The 17788-nt window shown below is 73.1% G+C and carries 17 protein-coding genes and 1 pseudogene; 9 read left to right on the forward strand and 9 right to left on the reverse strand.

Going from position 1 to position 17788, the window contains the following annotated elements; translation table 11 throughout:
* Positions 1–9 precede the first annotated feature (9 nt).
* Complete coding sequence (locus Q2K16_RS17035; RefSeq protein ID WP_302738596.1) at positions 10–1101, reverse strand: UDP-N-acetylmuramate dehydrogenase; 1092 nt, start codon at positions 1099–1101, stop codon at positions 10–12.
* Positions 1102–1204: 103 nt separating this feature from the next.
* On the opposite strand from Q2K16_RS17035, the gene Q2K16_RS17040 reads away from it, so the two are divergent.
* The 7 genes from Q2K16_RS17040 to Q2K16_RS17070 all read left to right on the forward strand — a co-directional run bounded on the left by Q2K16_RS17040 (position 1205) and on the right by Q2K16_RS17070 (position 9016).
* On the forward strand, positions 1205–1933 hold the full coding sequence (locus tag Q2K16_RS17040) for a maleylpyruvate isomerase family mycothiol-dependent enzyme (protein ID WP_489671922.1): 729 nt from the start codon (positions 1205–1207) through the stop codon (positions 1931–1933).
* Positions 1934–2172: 239 nt separating this feature from the next.
* Positions 2173–3480, forward strand: a complete 1308-nt coding sequence (locus tag Q2K16_RS17045) for an ABC transporter substrate-binding protein (protein WP_302738598.1) — start codon at positions 2173–2175, stop codon at positions 3478–3480.
* Positions 3481–3575: 95 nt separating this feature from the next.
* The gene (locus Q2K16_RS17050) at positions 3576–4562 is read left to right on the forward strand and encodes a carbohydrate ABC transporter permease (RefSeq protein WP_302738599.1); all 987 of its coding nucleotides are present in this window, start codon (positions 3576–3578) and stop codon (positions 4560–4562) included.
* A complete protein-coding gene (locus tag Q2K16_RS17055; RefSeq protein WP_088646087.1) occupies positions 4559–5392 on the forward strand; it encodes a carbohydrate ABC transporter permease in 834 nt (277 codons plus the stop codon). Before Q2K16_RS17050 ends, Q2K16_RS17055 begins: the two co-directional genes overlap by 4 nt.
* The gene (locus Q2K16_RS17060) at positions 5389–6768 is read left to right on the forward strand and encodes a GH1 family beta-glucosidase (protein ID WP_302738600.1); all 1380 of its coding nucleotides are present in this window, start codon (positions 5389–5391) and stop codon (positions 6766–6768) included. The genes Q2K16_RS17055 and Q2K16_RS17060 overlap by 4 nt, the downstream gene beginning before the upstream one ends.
* Before the next feature lie 19 nt (positions 6769–6787).
* Positions 6788–7795 (forward strand): LacI family DNA-binding transcriptional regulator, encoded by a 1008-nt coding sequence (locus Q2K16_RS17065; protein ID WP_302738601.1) that lies wholly within the window; start codon positions 6788–6790, stop codon positions 7793–7795.
* Positions 7796–7984: 189 nt separating this feature from the next.
* Entirely contained in the window at positions 7985–9016 is a 1032-nt protein-coding gene (locus Q2K16_RS17070) for a GNAT family N-acetyltransferase (RefSeq protein WP_302738602.1), read from the forward strand.
* Between the two features lie 35 nt (positions 9017–9051).
* Here Q2K16_RS17070 and Q2K16_RS17075 read toward each other — a convergent pair whose 3' ends face one another.
* Complete coding sequence (locus Q2K16_RS17075; RefSeq protein WP_302738603.1) at positions 9052–9846, reverse strand: EI24 domain-containing protein; 795 nt, start codon at positions 9844–9846, stop codon at positions 9052–9054.
* An 84-nt stretch (positions 9847–9930) separates the two neighbouring features.
* On the opposite strand from Q2K16_RS17075, the gene Q2K16_RS17080 reads away from it, so the two are divergent.
* Complete coding sequence (locus tag Q2K16_RS17080) at positions 9931–10926, forward strand: helix-turn-helix transcriptional regulator (protein ID WP_302738604.1); 996 nt, start codon at positions 9931–9933, stop codon at positions 10924–10926.
* On the opposite strand, the gene Q2K16_RS17085 is transcribed toward Q2K16_RS17080, so the two are convergent.
* From Q2K16_RS17085 to Q2K16_RS17105, 5 genes and pseudogenes are all read right to left on the reverse strand, one after another.
* Positions 10917–11834, reverse strand: coding sequence for an SDR family oxidoreductase (locus Q2K16_RS17085; protein WP_302738605.1), 918 nt, complete (start codon positions 11832–11834; stop codon positions 10917–10919). The genes Q2K16_RS17080 and Q2K16_RS17085 overlap by 10 nt on opposite strands.
* A gap of 170 nt (positions 11835–12004) precedes the next feature.
* A complete protein-coding gene (locus Q2K16_RS17090; protein ID WP_302738606.1) occupies positions 12005–12892 on the reverse strand; it encodes an alpha/beta fold hydrolase in 888 nt (295 codons plus the stop codon).
* The gene (locus Q2K16_RS17095; RefSeq protein WP_091242743.1) at positions 12889–13203 is read right to left on the reverse strand and encodes a DUF2516 family protein; all 315 of its coding nucleotides are present in this window, start codon (positions 13201–13203) and stop codon (positions 12889–12891) included. Before Q2K16_RS17095 ends, Q2K16_RS17090 begins: the two co-directional genes overlap by 4 nt.
* 69 nt (positions 13204–13272) lie before the next feature.
* Positions 13273–14028: a hypothetical protein gene (locus Q2K16_RS17100; protein WP_302738607.1), complete on the reverse strand. Its 756-nt coding sequence runs from the start codon at positions 14026–14028 to the stop codon at positions 13273–13275.
* A 191-nt stretch (positions 14029–14219) separates the two neighbouring features.
* Positions 14220–14912 (reverse strand): annotated as a pseudogene (locus Q2K16_RS17105) (helix-turn-helix domain-containing protein); the annotation flags it as partial.
* Between the two features lie 111 nt (positions 14913–15023).
* On the opposite strand from Q2K16_RS17105, the gene Q2K16_RS17110 reads away from it, so the two are divergent.
* Positions 15024–15824 carry an alpha/beta fold hydrolase gene (locus Q2K16_RS17110; protein WP_302738608.1) on the forward strand — a complete coding sequence of 267 codons (801 nt, stop codon included), beginning with the start codon at positions 15024–15026 and terminating at the stop codon, positions 15822–15824.
* Between the two features lie 69 nt (positions 15825–15893).
* On the opposite strand, the gene Q2K16_RS17115 is transcribed toward Q2K16_RS17110, so the two are convergent.
* Together Q2K16_RS17115 and Q2K16_RS17120 are read right to left on the reverse strand one after the other, a co-directional pair.
* Positions 15894–16853 carry an asparaginase gene (locus Q2K16_RS17115; protein ID WP_302738609.1) on the reverse strand — a complete coding sequence of 320 codons (960 nt, stop codon included), beginning with the start codon at positions 16851–16853 and terminating at the stop codon, positions 15894–15896.
* A gap of 93 nt (positions 16854–16946) precedes the next feature.
* Positions 16947–17774 (reverse strand): beta-keto acid cleavage family enzyme, encoded by an 828-nt coding sequence (locus Q2K16_RS17120; protein ID WP_302738610.1) that lies wholly within the window; start codon positions 17772–17774, stop codon positions 16947–16949.
* Between the last annotated feature and the right edge of the window lie 14 nt (positions 17775–17788).

Consider the following 17788-nt stretch of genomic DNA (forward strand, 5'->3'; position numbering starts at 1 on the left):
CGGGGCGGGTTAGAGGGTGCAGTTGATGAGGACGGGTTCGGGGTGGAGGGGGACGGCGAAGCGGGTGTGGACGCCGTCGCGGATCTCCCGGGCGAGGGCGATCAGGTCGGCGGTACGGGCGGTGCCGCTGTGGTTGGTCAGGGCCAGGGTGTGCTTGCCGGAGATGGCGGTGCCCCCGGGCCCGGGGTGCCCCTTGGCGAAGCCCGCCTTGTCGATCAGCCAGGCGGCGCTGACCTTCACCAGGTCACCGGGGCAGGGCCAGGAGGGGGGTTCGCCGATGTCGGCGGCGCGCTCGCGCAGCAGGTCGTACGCCGCCCGGTCGAGCACCGGGTTGGTGAAGAACGAGCCGACCGACCAGGTGTCCGGGTCGGCGGGGTCGAGCACCATGCCCTTGCCGGCGCGCAGGCTCAGCACCGTGTCCCGGGCGGCGGCCAGTGGCACCCGGTCACCGACCTCGACGCCGAGCGAGCGGGCCAGTTCGGCGTAGCGGACCGGCCCGGACAGTGGTGAGCGGTCCAGCCGGAAGTCGACCGAGAGCACCACCCAGCGGTCGCTGTACTTGAAGATGCTCCCCCGGTACGCGAAGCCGCAGTCGGCGGCGGCGACGGTGGCGAGCCGGTCCTCGGCACGGTCGTACACCTGGACGCCGGTGATCCGTTCGGCGACCTCCTGGCCGTACGCGCCGACGTTCTGGATGGGGGTGGCGCCGGCCGAGCCGGGGATGCCGGAGAGGCACTCCAGGCCGGACCAGCCGTTACCGACGGTGGCGGCGACGAGGTCGTCCCAGGGTTCGCCGGCTTCGACCCGTACGGTGACGGTGTCGGGGTCCTCGGCGACGACGTCGTAGCCCCGCGACCGGATCAGCACGACGGTGCCGGGGAAGCCGGCGTCCCCGACGACCACGTTGCTGCCGCCGGCCAGGACCAGCACCTGCTCGTCGCGCCGGTGCGCCTCGCGGACCCGGTGGACGATCTCGTCGGTGCTGGTGGCGGCCACGCAGCGGGCGGCGGGACCACCGAGCCGCAGGGTGGTGTATTCCGCCAGGGCGGCCGGATCGGCGGGTTCGGCGTCCGTTGTCGGTTTGGCGTAGACGTCTGACACGCCTTTCACCCTAGGCTGAGGGGTAGCCGCGGCACCCACTGGTCGCCGGGTCACCCCGGGGAGGATTGCGATGAGCAGACTGCACGCCACGAAGGACTTCTGGATGGGAGCGCTCCGGGTCGACGGCCCGGCGTTCGCCGCGGCCGTCGCCGAGGCCCCGCCGGAGACACCCGTGCTGTCCTGCCCGGGGTGGACGGTGTCCGATCTCGCCCTGCACCTCGCCGGCCTCTACCACTGGGTGCACTCGGTCGCCGGCAGCGGGGACACGGCGCAGCCGGCCAGTCGCGACGACACCATCGACCTGCCCGCCGGGTTGACGCCGCTCCAGCTCTGGCAGCACGAGTACGACCGGCTGATGACCCTCTTCGACGCGCTCGACCCGGAGGCCCCGGCGTGGAACTGGGCGCCGCAGCCGAAGAGGGCCGGGTTCTGGCCGCGGCGGATGGCGCACGAGACCGCGGTGCACCGGTGGGACGCCCAGCTCGCCATCGCCGCCGGTGACCCGATCGAGGCGAAGCTCGCCGCCGACGGGGTCAGCGAGGTGTTGGACACCTGGCTGCCGGCGGGCCGGCGCAGCGGTTCGGGGCAGTGGCAGGGGGTGGTGCACCTGACCGCCAGCGACGCCGCGCAGGACTGGTACCTGCGGATGCGTGGTGAGGGGGTGGCCCTGCTGGACACCGCGACGGTGTTCGGGCACGACGACCACCACGCCCGGGTGCAGGTCACCGGTTCGGCGAGCGATCTGCTGCTGGCGTTGTGGGGCCGGATCAGCTTCGACACCCTCGGCGTGGCCGGGGACCGTTCGCTGCTGGCGGGCCTGCGGGTGGGCTGACCTCCCGCGCCGCCGCGACCGCGTTCCGAGAGCGGCCGTCCCCCGTCCGGCGGCGGCCGCTCTCGCGTGTGCGGCTTCCGCCCCCATCCGCGAGAGAGCGCTCTCTTGACAGGAGTCGATCGACCCACCACCCTGTCGTGAGAGCGCTCTCTCATCGCGATCGAGTCCGGGTCGCCGCCTCCGCGGCCCGCGCATACGCCGTACCACCCCACCACCGACCTGAGAGGGGTCCGACCCAGATGGGTGTCTTTTCCCGCCGCCGCCTCACGGCGATCGCCCTGGTCACCATCACCGCGTTGCTCGGCACCACCGCCTGCGGCGGCGACGACGAGGCCGCCGACGGCGGCCCGGTCACGCTGACCGTCGACGTGTTCGGCCAGTTCGGCTACGAGAAGCTCTACCGGGAGTACGAAGCCGCCCACCCCGGCATCAAGATCGTCGAGCGGGGCACCGGCGGCAACCTCGACGAGTACTCCCCCAAGCTCACCCAGTGGCTCGCCGCCGGCAAGGGCGCGGGTGACGTGGTCGCCATCGAGGAGGGCCTGCTGGTCGAGTACAAGGCCAACCCGCAGAACTTCGTCAACCTGCTCGACCACGGGGCCGCCGACCTCAAGGGCAACTTCCTGGAGTGGAAGTGGAACGGCGGGCTGACCGCCGACGGCAAGCAGCTCATCGGCCTCGGCACCGACGTCGGCGGAATGGCGATCTGCTACCGCAAGGACCTCTTCGCCGCCGCCGGCCTGCCCACCGACCGGGACGCCGTGTCCAAGCTCTGGCCCACCTGGCAGGACTACGTGCGGGTCGGCGAGCAGTTCAAGGCGAAGAACACCGGCGCGGCATTCCTGGACGCCGCCACCAACACCTTCAACACCATCCTGCTCCAGACCGCCGGCAACACCACCGGCTACAGCTACTACGACACCGCCGACAAGCTGGTGGTCGACAGCAACCCGGCGGTACGCCAGGCGTACGACACCACCGTCGACATCATCGACTCCGGCCTCTCCGGCCGGTACGGGGCCTGGTCGGAGGAGTGGGTGTCGGCCTTCAAGCAGGCCAAGTTCGCCACCATCGCCTGCCCGGCCTGGATGACCGGGGTGATCGAGGGCAACGCCGGCCCGGACGCCAAGGGCAAGTGGGACATCGCCCAGGTGCCCGGCAGCGGCGGCAACTGGGGCGGCTCCTACCTGGCGGTGCCGAAGCAGAGCCGGCACCAGGCCGAGGCGATCGAACTGGCCAAGTTCCTGACCAGCGCCAAGGGTCAGATCGGCGCGTTCCAGGAGAAGGGGCCGCTGCCGTCGTCCCCGCAGGCGCTGGACGACCCGGCGATCGTCAACTCGACCAACGCGTACTTCTCCGACGCCCCGGTCGGCAAGATCTTCGCCGCCGGCGCGAAGAGCCTCAAGCCGGTCTACATGGGCCCCAAGAACCAGGCCGTCCGCACCGAGGTGGAGAACGCCGTGCGCACCGTCGAACTGGGTCAGCGCAACCCCGCCCAGGGCTGGACCGACGCCACCACCAACGCCCGCAAGGCCGCCGCCAAGTAACCCGGTCCGGGGGGCGGGGTCGCGGGCCCACAGCGCGACCCCGCCCCCGACGGGCGGGCGGGTGCAGGCCGGGACAGAGAGGAAACGCACGGGAGATGGTTGTTCAGGTCGACGGTACGCCGCCGGGGGCGGTACGGACCCGGAGCAGACGGCCGGAGCAGAAGCACCGGTTGGCCCGGCTCGACGTCAGGTACTCGCCCTACCTGTACGTGACGCCGTTCTTCCTGCTCTTCGCGATCTTCGGGCTCTATCCGCTGGCGTACACGTTCTGGGTGTCGCTGCACGACTGGGACCTGCTGGGAGTGGACCCGGCCTTCGTGGGCGCGCAGAACTACACCCAGCTGATGGCCGACGCCGACTTCTGGAACTCGGTGGTGAACACCCTCGGCATCTTCGTCCTCTCCACGGTGCCGCAACTGCTCGCCGCCCTCTGGCTGGCCAACCTGCTCAACCGCCGGCTGCGGGCGCGGACCACCTGGCGGATGGCGGTGCTGGTGCCCAACGTCACCTCGACGGCGGCGGTGGCGATCGTCTTCGCGGTGCTGTTCGGCCGCGAGTTCGGCATGATCAACTGGCTGCTCGACCTGGTCGGCGTCGACGCGATCGACTGGAAGGCGAACCGGTTCGCCGCCTGGACCGCCATCTCCGCCATGGTCGACTGGCGGTGGACCGGCTACAACGCGCTGATCTTCCTGGCCGCGATGCAGGCCATCCCCCGCGACCTGTACGAGTCCGCCTCGATCGACGGGGCCGGCCGGGCGCGGCAGTTCTGGTCGATCACCGTGCCGCTGCTCAAACCCACGATCATCTTCGCAGTGATCATCTCCACCATCGGCGGACTGCAACTGTTCACCGAGCCCCGGCTGTTCAACTCCGGCACCAACGCGATCCGGGGCGGGCCGCTGCGCGAATCCCAGACGATGACCATGTACATGTTCGAGAACGCCTTCGCCCCGCACTACAACTTCGGCTACGGCTCGGCCGTCGCCTGGCTGCTCTTCGCCCTGATCGCGGTGGTCGCGGCGATCAACGTACTGATCCTGCGCCGGCTCGGCGGCGGCGCCCGCAAGGGGGACCGATGACCCGCATCTGGTCGGCCGGCCGGCTCACCTACCCGGCGCTGACGCTCACCGCCCTGCTGTCGATCTTCCCGATCTACTGGATGTTCGTGGTCGCCAGCCGCAGCAGCGACGCGATGGGCCAGGTGCCGCCACCGCTCACCCCCGGTGGCAACCTCGGCGCGAACATCACCCGGCTGTTCGCCAACCCCGACGCGCACTTCCTCACCGGCCTGGTCAACTCGACGATCGTCGCGGTCAGTGTCACCTTCTCGGTGGTGCTCTTCTCCACCCTCGCCGGATTCGCGTTCGCCAAGCTGCGGTTCCGGGGCCGCAACGCCCTGCTCATGGTCATCGTCGCCACCATGATGGTGCCCACCCAGCTCGGGGTCATCCCGCTGTACCTGCTGATGACCAAGCTGAACTGGAACGACCGGCTGCCGGCGGTGATCGTCCCCGCCCTGGTCACCGGATTCGGTGTGTTCATGATGCGTCAGTACGCGGCCCAGGCGGTCAGCACCGAGCTGATCGAGGCGGCCCGGGTCGACGGCTGCCACACGCTGCGGATCTACTGGAACGTGGTGCTGCCCGCGCTGCGCCCGGCCGCCGCCGTCCTCGGCCTGCTCACGTTCATGACGACCTGGAACGACTTCCTCTGGCCGTACGCTGTGCTCAACGACCCGGAGAACCCGACCGTGCAGTTGTCGCTGCGGGCCCTCTCCGACGGTTACTACCAGGACATGTCGCAGGTGTTCACCGGCACGGCGATCGCGACGCTGCCATTGCTGCTGGTGTTCGTCGTGTTCGGCCGCCAGATCATCGGCGGCATCATGGAAGGTGCGGTCAAGGCGTGAATGAGGTTCGATTTCCGGAGGGCTTCGTGTGGGGCGCGGCGACCGCCGCGTACCAGATCGAGGGGGCGGCCCGGGACGACGGTCGCGGCGAGTCCATCTGGGACACCTTCAGCCGTACGCCGGGCAGGGTGTTCGCCGGGCACACCGGCGACGTCGCCTGCGACCACTACCACAGGTACGCCGACGACGTGGCGCTGATGGCCGAGCTGGGGCTGGCCGCGTACCGGTTCTCGGTGGCCTGGCCCCGGATCAGGCCGGACGGCACCGGCCCGGTCAACCCGCGCGGCCTGGACTTCTACGACCGGTTGACCGACGCGCTGCTCGACCGGAGCATCGACCCGATCGTCACGCTCTACCACTGGGACCTGCCGCAGACGTTGCAGGACCGGGGCGGCTGGGCCAGCCGGGAGACCGCCGAACACTTCGCCGACTACGCCCTGGCGGTGCACGCCCGGCTCGGTGACCGCATCCGCACCTGGACGACGCTCAACGAGCCGTGGTGCTCGGCGTACCTCGGTTACGGCAACGGGGTGCACGCTCCCGGCGAGCGGGACGCCGGGGCGGCCTTCCGGGCCGTACACCATCTGCTGCTGGGGCACGGGCTGGCGGCGCGGGCGCTGCGGGCGGCCGGCGCGCGGACGGTCGGGATCACCCTCAACCCGGCGGACGTCGCGCCGGCCGACCCGGCAAGCGCCGCCGACGCCGCCGCGGTACGTCTCGTCGACGGCCTCCAGAACCGGATCTTCCTGGACCCGCTGACCGGTGCCGGATACCCGGCCGACGTGCTCGAACACGTCGCCCGGATGGTGGAGCCCACGTTCGTCCGGGACGGCGACGAGAAGATCATCGCCGCTCCGCTGGACCTGCTCGGCATCAACTACTACTCACCCACCTACGTCGCGGGCCGCCCGGACGGGGCGGGCAGCAGCGCCTACCCGGGCACCGAGGGAGCGGTGGAGTTCTTGCCCGCCACCGGGCCGGTGTCCGACATGGGCTGGCAGATCGAGCCGGCCGGGCTGTCCCGGCTGCTGGTGCGGCTCGCCACCGACTACCCGGGGCTCCCGCTGATGATCACCGAGAACGGTGGTGCGTTCCCGGACGACAGCGGCACCTCCGACGGGGGCGCGGCGGGCCGGATCGACGACGCCGACCGGATCGCCTACCTGGACGGGCACCTGCGGGCCGCGCACGAGGCCATCTCCCGCGGAGTCGACCTGCGCGGCTATCTCGTATGGTCGTTGCTGGACAACTTCGAGTGGGCCGAGGGCTATCGGAAGCGGTTCGGGATCGTCCACGTCGACTATCTGAACCAGCGGCGCACCCCGAAGGCGAGCGCCCGGTGGTACCAGGAGGTGATCTCCCGGAACGGGCTGTGACGAAGTGGTGGGAGCGGGTATGACGGCGGCACAACGGCCCACTCTGGAGGCGGTCGCCCGGCAGGCCGGTGTGTCCCGGGCGACGGTCTCCCGGGTGGTGAACGGCTCCACCACGGTCGCCGAACCGATCCAGGAGGCGGTCCGCCGGGCGGTGGCCGAGCTGGGGTACGTGCCGAACTTGGCCGCCCGCAGCCTGGTCACCCAGCGGACCGACTCGGTCGCCCTGGTGCTGCCGGAGGCGGCCACCCGGGTCTTCTCCGACGACCAGGTCTTCCCCGGGCTCATCCGGGGCGCGGCCCAGGAGCTGGAGGCGGCCGACAAGCAGTTGGTGCTGATGCTGGCCGGCTCGCCCGCCGGGCACGACCGGGTCGCCCGCTACACCACCGGCCGACACGTCGACGGGGTGCTGTTCGCCTCGCTGCACGGTGAGGACCCGCTGCCCGGCCGGCTCGCCCGGCTGGGCATCCCGGTGGTGTGCAGCGGCCGGCCGCTGGACGACGCCGACGTGCCCTACATCGACGTTGATCACATCGGCGGGGTCGCCAGGGCGACCCGTTACCTGATCGACAACGGTCGCCGCCGGATCGCCACCATCGCCGGCCCGCAGGACATGGTCGCCGGCATCGAACGCCTCGCCGGCTACCGGGACACCGTGGTCGCCGCCGGCCTGCCGGAGCTGATCGAGTACGGCGACTTCACCCGTGAGTCGGGAACCACGGCGATGCGTCGGCTGCTCGCCGCGTACCCCGATCTGGACGCGGTCTTCGCCGCCTCCGACCTGATGGCGCACGCCGCCCTGCGGGCGCTGCACGAGGCGGGCCGGCGGGTGCCGGACGACGTCGCGGTGATCGGCTTCGACGACATCGAGACGGCCGCCTACACCGAGCCGCCGCTGACCACCGTGCGCCAGCCGATCGTCGAGCTGGGCCGGCAGATGACCCGCCTGCTGCTGGCCCTGGCCGACGGCGCGGAGGTGGAGCGGGCGGTGGTGCTGCCGACGGAGCTGGTGATCAGGCAGTCCGCCTGACCCGCCCCGTTCCCGTCCGCCGCGCTCCCTGCCCGCCGCGCTGCCGCCCCGCCGTTCCGAGCGCCGCACCCGACGTCGACACGGAGGGTAAAGAACCGTCGAGCCAGGGCAGTGACACTCAGAGCAACGGCAGGGCAGGTGCGGAAAAGCCGTGGCCGGCGGTACCGGCCCGTGCCTACGCTCGCGGGCATGCCTGACGCTGCCGCACCGCCAGCCGCGCCGACCGGCACCGCCGAGCCGACCGGCACCGCCGAGCAGCGCCGGCCCCCGTCGCCGCCCACCCCCGACCCCTCCGCGCGGTCCACCGGGCAGCCGGGGGCGGGGTGGCTCATCCGCACCGCCCGGCCGGACGACGCGCCGGAGGTGGTGGCGCTGCGGTCGCTGGTTCATCCGTACCTGGTGCGGGGCGTCGCGTCGACCCGGCAGATGATCGCCCAACCGCCGCCCGAGGAGGAGTGGACCGCATGGGTGGCCGAGGCGGACGGCCGGATCGTCGGCTGGGCCTCGGCCTACCGGAACACGCACACCTCGGTGCCGGACTTCGGGGACGTCTCCACCCTGCACGTGCACCCGGAGCACCGGGGCCGGGGCGTCGGCACCGCGCTGCTCACCGCCGCGCTGGACCACCTGGCCTCGCTGCGGGTCCGCCGGGTGCGCACCTGGGTGCAGACCGGCTCACTACCGTACGCCCGTCGGCACGGGTTCACCCCCAGCCGGGAGCTGCGCTACTCGGCGCTCGACCTGCGCCCGGCCCCGCCGATGCCCGAGCCGCCCGCCGGGGTACGCCTGCTCCCGCTCGCCGGGCTCGACCCGTACCGGGTCCACCTCCTGGACGCCGCCGCCGCGGTGGGCGAGCCGGGCGACGTGCCGGTGGACGCGACCAGCTACTCCCTGTGGCGCTCGGAGTGCTGGGACAACCCGGGACTGGACCGGGAAGCCGGCACGGTCGCCGAGATCGACGGCACGCTGGTCACGCTGAGCCTGGTCAAGCGGGACGGCGACCGGATGTGGTCCGACTTCACCGCGACCCGGCCGGAGTACCGGGGCCGGGGGCTGGCCCGGCTGACCAAACAGGCCGCGCTGCACCGGGCCGCCGGTCGCGGGGTACGCACGGCCTACACCTCCAACGATGAGGCCAACGCGCCGATGCTGGCGGTCAACACCCGCCTCGGCTACCGGCCGGTGGCCTCCGCCTGGTCCTGCCTGCGCGACCTGCCCTGACGCCAGGTCCCGCCGGGCCCTCGGGCGGCGACGGGTCAGCTCTCCTCGATGTGCTGGCCCAGCGACCGGCGGGCGAGCAGCGCCGCCCCGGCCACGGCGGCCGGCATCACCAGCACCGCACCGAGCGGGATCAGGAAGCACAGGAAGACCGCCACCCCGAAGCCGAGCGAGGTGGCCCGGTCCGCCTTCAGCCGGGCCCGACGGTCCGGCAACCGCAGCCCCCGCCGGGAGAACGGCGCACCGACCAACTCCACGGCGAGCAGCCAGCCGCCCACCGCCGCCCCGACCACCGGCACCACCGTCTGCCCGACCACCGGAATGAACCCGGCCAGGAACAGCGGGATGCCGAACAGCACCGAGAGCCCGACCAGCCGCAGCGAGTCGACGATGCTGCGCCGCAACGACGCCCCGATCGGCACCTCCACCGCGTCCGGGGTGCCGCCGAGGCGGTCCTCCACCCGCTCGGAGATCTTCTCGTAGAACGGGTCGCCGATGACCAGGGTGACTGCGGTGAACCCGACCACGGTGAGCAGCCCGCCGAGCCCGAGGAAGGCCAGCCCGGCGATCACCCGGACCAGGCTGCGCGGGGTGTCCGACCAGTCGTCGGCGAACGGCGTCACCCACGCCGCCAGCTCGTCCACGAAATAGACCAGGGTGGCGAACGCGGCGACGAAGAGCGCGGCGGACAGCAGCGCCGGCACCACGCCCAGCAGCATCAGTCCCGGGCTGCGGACGTACAGGCCGAGGCCACGCAGGAGCAGGCCCACGCCGCCGAAGAAGCGACGGGTGGCGCCGGTCACCGGCGCGGCGATCGTACGGGGTCCGTTCACGACCGCAGAGCCTATCGGCCGCGCACCATCGCCACCGGACACCCGGTGGCACCGGCAGACGGGTCGGGCCGGCAGGATGCAGGGATGCGGGCGTCCCGGTTGATCTCCCTGGTGCTGCTGTTGCAGTCCCGGGAGACGATGACCGCCGCCGAACTCGCCAGGGAACTGGAGGTGTCCGAGCGGACCGTCTACCGGGACGTGCTGGCGTTGTCCGCCGCCGGGGTGCCGGTCTACGCCGACCGGGGACGGACCGGCGGGTACCGGCTGCTCGGCGGGTACCGGACCCGGTTGACCGGGCTGACCCGCGACGAGGCGGAGGCGCTCTTCCTCGCCGGGCTCCCCGGCCCGGCCGGTGACCTCGGACTGGCCGACGCGGTGGCGTCCGCCGAACTGAAGGTGCTCGCCGCGTTGCCGCCGAGCCTGCGCGACGCCCCGGCCCGCACCGGGCAACGGTTCCATCTGGACGTGCCCGGCTGGTTCCGGGACTCCACCCCGCCCCGCTGGCTGACCGAGCTGGCCCGCGCGGTGTGGCGGGACGGGGTGGTGGTGCTGCGGTACCGGCGCGGCGAACGGGAGGTGACCCGCCGGGTCGAGCCGTACGGGCTGGTGCTCAAGAGCGGCACCTGGTATCTCGTCGGCCGGGTCGGTGACGCGATGCGCACCTACCGGGTGGACCGGGTGGTCGACGTCGTGCCCGACCCGGCGACGTTCGTCCGGGACGACGGCTTCGACCTGGGCGGCTACTGGCGGGAGCAGGCCGAGGCGTTCCTGCGGGGCATGCTCGCCGAGCGGGTCACCGTCCGGGTCAGCCCCGTCGGCCTGCGCCTGCTGCGTTTCCTCGCCGACACCCCCTTCGCGTACGAGGAGGCGCTGGCCGCCGCCGGCGCACCCGACGGGCAGGGGTGGGTGGTGACCCGGCTGCCCGTCGAGTCCGTCGAGGTGGCGTACGCCCAGCTGCTCGGCTTCGGCCCGGAGGCCGAGGTGCTCGACCCACCGGAGCTGCGGGCCCGCCTGGTCGACGCGGCGGCCCGCTCAGCCGCGCTCTACGGCGTCGCCACCGTACCCCCGGATCAGCGGTAGCCGGTGGGGTCGGCGGGCCGGTCCGCCTCAACCACCTCGCTGAGGTAGCGGAAGGCGTCCGGGCGGCTGCCGTCGAGGTCGGTGAAGCCGTACACCCGGGCCAGTTCGCCGGCCGAGACGGACGCCTGGTTCCAGCGGCCCCGGTCGTCGTCGGCGGCCAGGGCGACGACCGCGCGCCCGACGAAGGCAGGCGTCTCCGAGATGACGAAGTGCGGGTCCTTCGCCGCGCCGTTGCGCCAGGTCTCCTCGGTCACCCCGAAGTGCTCCAGCATCGCCTCGGACCGGATCCAGCCGGGGGTGAGCGCCACGGCGGTGCACCCGTGCGGTGCCAGCTCGTGCCCCCAGCTGTACGCGAGCCGGGTCACCGACACCTTCGCCAGGTCGTAGAAGACCGACAGCCGGTAGTGCGTGTCGTTGTACGCCCGGGTGCCGTCGCCGATCTCGACGACCAGCCCGCCGGGGCGGCGGATCAGCAGCGGCAGCGCGAAGTGGCTGGTGATGATGTGGGTGTCCACCGCCAGCCGCAGGGTGTGGAACCCGGCGTCCAGCGGCTGCTCCCAGACCGGCTTGTCCCAGGTGATCAGCGGGTCCGCCCCCCACACGTCGTTGACCAGCACGTCGAGCCGGCCCTGTTCGGCGTCGATCTGGGCCACCAGGTCGCGTACCTGCTCGGGCACGAGGTGGTCGACCCGGACCGCGACTCCGGTGCCACCGGCGGCCGTGACCAGCTCGGCGGTCTCCTCGATCGTTTCGGGACGGTCCAGCTCGGAGCGGCCGGCCCGGGTGCTGCGGCCGGTGGTGTAGACCGTCGCCCCGGCCGCGCCGAGCTGGATGGCGATCTGCCGGCCAGCGCCCCGGGTCGCGCCGGCCACCAGCGCGACCTTTCCGTCCAACGGTGTCGTCGTCATACCGTCGAGGGTGGCAGTGATACCTGACAACCGAAGTCTGGTTTCGTATGACGGTCCGATCCGGCATGCTCCCGGCGGGCACCTGATCGCCATCCGGCCGGACGAGGCAGGTGTGGAACGCTGGCTGCGTGCCGTCCGCGCCGGCCACCTGCCCACGGCGGACGCCGACGCTAGTCGTTGAGGAAGGTGGAGATCCGGTCCCGCAGGTCGGCCCGGTCGGTCCAGGCGAACCCGGGACGGTCGTAGACGTGCAGCGTCGCCTGCGGTAGCGCGTCGGCCAGCTCGGCGGCGATGTGGGTCGGGTGCAGGTCGTCGCCGACGCAGCCGATCACCAGGGCCGGCGCGGTCACCCCCGCCAGGGTGGCGAGGTCGGTCAGCGGGGACTGCTCCGGCAGGTCGGCCAGGCCGGTGGCGAGCCCGTCGCGGAGCAGCTGGTCGAGCCGCTGGCGCAGGTAGGCCCAACCGGCCGGGGTGTTGCGGACCGACGGCGGCAGCTCCAGGGCGACCACGTCCGCCACGGCCGAGGCGTCCCCGCCGGACACCGCCTCCAGCAGGTCGGCCAGCCGCTGCTGGGCGATCGGGCCGCGCGGCCGGTCGAGGACAGCGGGGAGCAGGAAGACCAGCTTCTCGAACCGGTCCGGGCTCTCGGCGAGCAGCCGGCACAGCGCGCCCGCGCCGAGGCTGGCCCCGAACGCCCGGGTGGCGCCGCTGAGATCCGCCACGGCCCGCAGGTCGCGGGCCAGGTCGAGGTAGCTCCACGGGCCGGGCGGCGCGTCGGAGCGGCCGTGCCCCCGGAACTGAAAGAAGACCCGGCGACCGGCGACCGCGCTGCCGAACGGACGGGTGGTGGCGATGCCGTTGCCGAACCCGTGCGCGAACACGGTGATCGGGTCACCGACGCCGGTGACCAGCCGTTCCAACTGCACGTCGTGCGGGGTGGCGACCAGCTCGGTCTCCGGCTCCGGCAGGGCGGGTCGCCCGGTACGCGGCGCCCCGGGCCCCGGGCCCCAGGTGCGGGGTCCGCCGTCCGGTGGTGGCGGCCAGCGGAAACCCCTCACCAGAACCCTTTGCCGTCGTGCAGGTCGCGCAGCCCCACCCGGACGTCGAGCAGGTAGATCAGGCCGGCCGCGATGCCGATCAGCCCGAAGATGCTCAGCGCGCCGAAACCGAGCAGGGTGAGCAGCATGCAGACGGCGAGGATCGCGATCCAGCCGCCCTTGGGGAGGGTCCCGATCGCCGGAAACGCGTCCGAGCGCTGGGTGAACGCGTGCACCAGCGAGATGCCCTGCACCGCCAGTGCGAACACGAGCAGGATCAGGTCGATCACGTAGACGAGGTGGAACACGAAGATCGGCGCGGCGATGGCCATGTCGGCCAGCATATGCCGCCGGCCCCGGAAACGTCCGTCAGGACGCCCCCGGGGCCGGTTCGACGACGGTCACTCGGCGGCCGGGCGGGTCCGCTTCGTGGTCTTCGGCTTCGCCGTCGTGCCGGTCGCGGTCGACCCGGTCGCCGCCGGCTTGGTGGCCTTGGCGGCCTTGGTCACCCGGGTCCGGGTGGTCTTGGCGGCGGCCGGCTTGGCCTCGACGACCTCGGCCACGTCCGCCGGGGTCGGGGTGTGGTCGGCGGTGGCCACGTCCGCCGGGCCGGTCGTGGTGTCCTGCGTGGTGCCGGTGCGCACGGTGGCCTCGGTCGTCTCGATGTCGGCGTTGACGGTGTCGGCGGCCTCCAGGACCCCGGCACCGACCACCCGCTCGCCCCGGGCGATCAACGCACCGTACGCGGCCAACGCACGCTCCTGGGCCGCCTGCGCCCCGGCGACCACGACGGCGGCGTTGCGGGTGGCGGCCCCGCGCAGCCGGTCGAGGTCCAGTTCGGCCCGGAGCTTGTCCAGGTCCAGCTCGGCGCGCAGCTTGTCCAGGTTCAGCTCGGTCGGGGCGACCCGCTCACGCAGGCCGGTGGCGGTCAGGTTGGCGGTACGGAAGGTCTCGGTGGCCTTCTGCCGCAGCTCGACCCCGGTGACGACGGCCCGGCCGCCCAGCTCGGCGACGACCTTGGTGCCGTCGGCGACGACCCGGTTGCCCAGCTCGGTCGCGACGGTGGGCAGCTTGCGCAGCTGCTGGTAGGCCAGCTCTCCGGCACCGGCGGCGGCGTAGAGCGGGGCAGGGATGCGGTTGGTCTTCGGCTGGGTCATGACAACTCCTCCTCGGCCGCTCCGGCGGCCCTGCTGGTGCTGGTCGTGGGTGCGGCATCCGCCCGGTCGGCGCGGGTGCCGGTGGTGGGCGCGGGGTCCGCCCCGGTGGCCGGGGACCGCGGTGCCGTCGCGGCGTCGGCCGTGCCCGGGGCCGGGGCGGTGCCCGCCTCGGTGCGGGCGACGGATTCGAGGACGGCCTCGGTCGGGGTGCCCTCCCGGGTGACCGGGCCGGTGGCCGCCTGGGTGATACCCGCTGCCGCCTCGGTCGGCACGGTCGGCGCGGACGGGCCGGCCGTCGCCGGGGCCGGGGTGGCCGGCCGGTCCGCCATGGCGGCGGTCCGGTCGGTGACGACCGGCTGATCCGTGACGGCGGCCCCGTCCGTGACGGCCGGCGCGGCCGTCACGTCGGTGACGGCCGGGCCCACAGCGGACGGGTCCGCTGCGGTGGCGGTGGCCGGTCCGTCGGGTGCGCCGGTGGGCCCGGCCGTGGCCACCGGCTCGTCCTCGGCGGACGGGTTGGCGGCGGCTTCGGCCTCGGCCAGGCGGGTGTTCTCCCGACGGAAGGTCTCGTAGATCTGGCTGAGGGACTGTTTCTGGGCCATCGTGAGGTCGGGATCGACCGCGATGGCGGCGAGCACCCCCTGCCCCTCCTTGTCGTCGAGCAGCCCGGCCCGCAGGTACATCGCCGGGGTGGAGACCCGCAGCGCGCTGGCGAGTTGCTGGAGCACCTCGGCGCTGGGCTTGCGCAGGCCCCGCTCGATCTGGCTGAGGTAGGGGTTGCTCACCCCCGCCTGCTCGGCGAGTTGGCGGAGCGAGATCTTGGCGTTCCGCCGCAGGTCACGGATGAATCCGCCGACGTCGGGTAGATCCTTGGGTGCGGCCATACCCCAACCGTAGTCCGCACTGCTAGCTCCAGCAAGCAAAATGCTTGCCATAGTTAGCGAGGTAACAAACGCCGTTGCGGCACCTGATGCCCGGTCCGTACCTTGCACGGCGTGACCACGAACATCGCCGTCAACGGCACCACCCTGGGGTACGACGAGGCGGGCAGCGGGAGCCCGGCGCTCCTGCTGCACGCGGGGATCGCCGACCGGCGCATGTGGCACGGCGTACGGGACGCCCTCGCCGACCGGCACCGGGTGATCTGCCTGGACCTGCGCGGCTACGGGGATTCCGCGCTGCCGCCGGAGTCCTTCGCCCACCACGACGACGTCCGGGCGGTGCTGGACGCGCTCGGCATCGCCCAGGCAGCCCTGGTCGGCTGCTCGTTCGGCGGGGCGGTGGCGATCGACACCGCGTTGGCGTACCCGCAGCGGGTGTCGGCGCTGGCGCTGTTCGGCACCGCCGTGTCCGGGCACGAGTGGTCGGAGCAGACCGAGGAGTTGTGGGACACCCTGGTCGGCGAGGTCGACCAGGACGATCTCGCGGCGAGCGCGGCAGGTGAGGTGCGGTTCTGGGTGGTCGGGCCGCACCGCCGCCCGGAGGACCTGGACCCGGCGTTCATCGCCGCCGCCGAGGAGTCGGACCGCCGGGCCCTCGCCGCCGAGCAGGCGCTGAGCGCGGTGGACGTCGCCGAACTCGACCCGCCCGCCATCGGCCGGCTCGGCGAGTTGCGGATGCCGGTGCTGGTCACCGCCGGCGCCGTCGACATCCCGGACATCATCCGGCTGGCCGACCGGATCGCCGCCGAGGCCCCGGACGCTTGCCGCCTCCCCGACGTGCCCGACGCGGCCCACCTGGTCCCGCTGGAACGCCCGGTCCCGGTCGCCGACGCCCTCCGCTCCTTCCTGCCCTGACCATGCGGGCGACCCGACCCGCCCGCACGCGACGACGGACCACCCACCCACAGGCGCCCGGCCGCCCCGTCACCAGACGGGGCGGACCGCGCCGACGGGGAGGCCGCCACCCAGCAGAGGCAGTTCGGCGTACTCGGTCAGGACGGGGGCCTGCACGCCGAGCCGGCGCAGCCCGGAGACCAGCACCGGCATCCGGGCCCGGGGCGCCCCGTCGTCGATCTTGAGGACGACCGCGCCGACGCCGGGCAGCGCGGCGGCGATCACCCCCTCCGCGCCGATCTTCGCCAGCATCCCCGGCACGCCCCGCATCAGCCGGGTGTCGTCCGCCCCGGTGCCGCCGACCAGTTCCGGGTACGCCCGCATCGCGTCCGCGACGGTGCGCTCCGGGGAGCCGGCCTCGGCGGTCACCAACCGCAGGAACGCCCGGGCCAGCCCGGTCAGCGAGACGGCCAGCACCGGCGCGCCGCAGCCGTCCACGCCCACCGCCGCCACCCGTTCACCGGTGAACTCCTCGACGGTGGCGGTCAGTTGCCGCTGCAACGGGTGCTCCGGTCGCCAGTAGCCGTCCAGCGGCCAGCCGGCGGCCAGGCAGGTCAGCAGCATCCCGGCGTGCTTGCCGGAGCAGTTCATCGCCAGCCGGCTCGGGCCACCGCCGGCCCGGAGCACGGACTCCCGGGCGGCCTCGCCGAACGGCAGGTCGGGCGGGCAGTGCAGGGCGTCCGGGTCGAGGCCGGCGGAGCGCAGCAGCGCCGCCACCCGGGCCAGGTGGAACTCCTCACCGGCGTGGCTCGCCGAGACGAGCGCGACGTCGGCCGGGTCGGTCACCGCCAGGCCGGCCCGGAGCATGCCGAGCGTCTGCAACGGCTTGCTGGCCGACCGGGGAAAGATCGGCGAGGCACCGTCCCCGGCACCGGCCACCGGTGCGCCGTCGGCGTCGAGCACCACCACCGAACCCCGGTGCACACCCTCCACGAACCCCGACCGGACCACCTCGGCGAGCGGCTCGCCACCCTCGTACGTCTTGGTCACCCTGGGAAGGTACCGACGCGGGCCGATGCGGCCGACACCCGGGTGACCTGCGACGTCAGCCGTCGGGGTAGGGAGCGGTGGGCCGGGCGTGGCTTACCGGCCGAGTAGCCGGCGGGCCTCGGTGGTGGTCAGCGGCGGGCGCTGGGCGAGCTGCGCGAACCCGACCGCGCGGGCGACGAGCTGCATGTTGGACTCCACCGGGCGGCCCTTGGCGTACGTCACGGTGTCCTCCATGCCGACCCGGAGATGACCGCCGGTGGACAGCGAAGCCAGCATCACCGGGATCGTGCTGCGGCCGATGCCGGTGGCCGAGAAGGTGGTGCCCGCCGGCAGGTCACGCAGCATCTGCTGGGCGGCGACCAGGGTGGCCGTGGTGCCCGGCATCCCGCCCGGCACCCCCATCACGAAGTCGACGTGCACGTGCCCGCCGTGCGGCAGGCCGTACCGGTCGAGCAGGCGGGGCAGGGCGGCGAGCTGGCCGAGGTCGAAGATCTCGTACTCGGGGAGGATGCCGCGTTCCTGCATCCCGGTGTGCAGGTCGACGATGAACTCCCACCGGTTGAGGAAGACGTCGTCGCCGAAGTTGACGGTGCCCATGGTGCAGGAGGCCATGTCCGGGGCGGCGTCCAGCACGGCCAGCCGGTCGGCCTCCGGGTCGGTCACCGCGCCGCCGGAGGAGAGTTGCACGATCAGGTCGGTGCCCTCACGCAGCGCCGCCACCGTCTCCCGCAGCCGCCCCCGGTCGAGGGTGGGACGGGCCTCGTCGTCCCGGATGTGGACGTGGATCACGGAAGCGCCGAGCGCCTCGCACTCCTTGGCGGTGAGCAGCAACTCGTCGAGGGTCACCGGCAGCGCCGGCACCTCCGCCTTGGCAGACTCCGCGCCGGTCGGGGCAACCGTGATCAACGTCCCTGTCGTCATGCCGGCGATGGTAA

It is taken from the genome of Micromonospora cynarisoli (genome assembly GCF_030518815.1).
GTDB lineage: Bacteria > Actinomycetota > Actinomycetes > Mycobacteriales > Micromonosporaceae > Micromonospora > Micromonospora wenchangensis.

What these genes read in the sequence shown, in the direction of transcription:
- Q2K16_RS17040 (WP_489671922.1), top strand. Translation starts at nt 1,205, where the DNA reads ATGGGAGCGCTCCGGGTCGACGGCCCGGCGTTCGCCGCGGCCGTCGCC.
- Q2K16_RS17045 (WP_302738598.1), top strand. Translation starts at nt 2,173, where the DNA reads ATGGGTGTCTTTTCCCGCCGCCGCCTCACGGCGATCGCCCTGGTCACC.
- Q2K16_RS17050 (WP_302738599.1), top strand. Translation starts at nt 3,576, where the DNA reads ATGGTTGTTCAGGTCGACGGTACGCCGCCGGGGGCGGTACGGACCCGG.
- Q2K16_RS17055 (WP_088646087.1), top strand. Translation starts at nt 4,559, where the DNA reads ATGACCCGCATCTGGTCGGCCGGCCGGCTCACCTACCCGGCGCTGACG.
- Q2K16_RS17065 (WP_302738601.1), top strand. Translation starts at nt 6,788, where the DNA reads ATGACGGCGGCACAACGGCCCACTCTGGAGGCGGTCGCCCGGCAGGCC.
- Q2K16_RS17070 (WP_302738602.1), top strand. Translation starts at nt 7,985, where the DNA reads ATGCCTGACGCTGCCGCACCGCCAGCCGCGCCGACCGGCACCGCCGAG.
- Q2K16_RS17080 (WP_302738604.1), top strand. Translation starts at nt 9,931, where the DNA reads ATGCGGGCGTCCCGGTTGATCTCCCTGGTGCTGCTGTTGCAGTCCCGG.
- Q2K16_RS17085 (WP_302738605.1), bottom strand. Translation starts at nt 11,834, where the DNA reads ATGACGACGACACCGTTGGACGGAAAGGTCGCGCTGGTGGCCGGCGCG.
- Q2K16_RS17095 (WP_091242743.1), bottom strand. Translation starts at nt 13,203, where the DNA reads ATGGCCATCGCCGCGCCGATCTTCGTGTTCCACCTCGTCTACGTGATC.
- Q2K16_RS17100 (WP_302738607.1), bottom strand. Translation starts at nt 14,028, where the DNA reads ATGACCCAGCCGAAGACCAACCGCATCCCTGCCCCGCTCTACGCCGCC.
- Q2K16_RS17120 (WP_302738610.1), bottom strand. Translation starts at nt 17,774, where the DNA reads ATGACGACAGGGACGTTGATCACGGTTGCCCCGACCGGCGCGGAGTCT.